General features: G+C 38.9%; 1 protein-coding gene. It reads right to left on the bottom strand.

What is annotated here, in order from left to right:
• Positions 1-89: 89 nt before the first annotated feature.
• On the bottom strand, positions 90-707 hold a 618-nt coding region (locus tag ACEN4N_RS11500; protein WP_407090987.1), incomplete at its 5' end, for a transposase.

The raw sequence follows: 707 nt of genomic DNA, 5'->3' as shown, positions 1-707 counted from the left end.
GGTTCATGAATTTTTGATGTTGGTGGACCGAGGAGCCAGGTGACGCAGTCACCTTGGCTCTTTTTTTATTCCTATGTTTAAGTGTCTCTCTATGCAACGATAGTTTGTGTTGTGTTCTCATCTTTAAAGAAGAGCGGTCGTCTCTTTTTGGTCTGTCTAACCAGTAAGTTCTGAGTAATCAAAATACGAAAACGTAAGTGATTAAAGTTCCGATACCCATACCCGCTGCGTTTTATGTTCTTGATTTTGTTATTGGTGCCTTCAATAATCCCATTGGATAACGTGTATGTCAAACTATTTTCAATCGCGGGTAAATACTTTTCAAGCGTTTGAAAGGTCGTTCGGACCTTGCGTGGCACCACATATTTTCGTGTTTCATATAAATCATAAATAAAGGCCTCCGAATGATGCATCGCAATATCTGCCTTCAAATCATTGACTAAATGATAGACCTGCTCCAATCGTGGATCGATACTCAACATATAATTGACCATACTTTTTTGAGTCACAAGGCCATCAAACAGCCGGTGAATGTGGTAATCCTCGAAGTCCAAGGACTCCCGGTTTTTTTGAATTAACTTCCATAATTGTTTTAATTTGGTGTAATCACGCGGCCGGTTGTAACGAATCGTGTTCATGACTTTAATCCGATATCTGTTTAACGTATTATTCAATAATTGAACGATATGAAACCGATCGATGACAAT

Origin of the sequence: Ruoffia sp. FAM 20857, from assembly GCF_045528645.1 — a bacterium.
Classification (GTDB): domain Bacteria; phylum Bacillota; class Bacilli; order Lactobacillales; family Aerococcaceae; genus Ruoffia; species Ruoffia halotolerans.
Note: the sequence above shows the minus strand (reverse complement) of the source record. Positions and strands in the feature narration are given on the sequence as shown.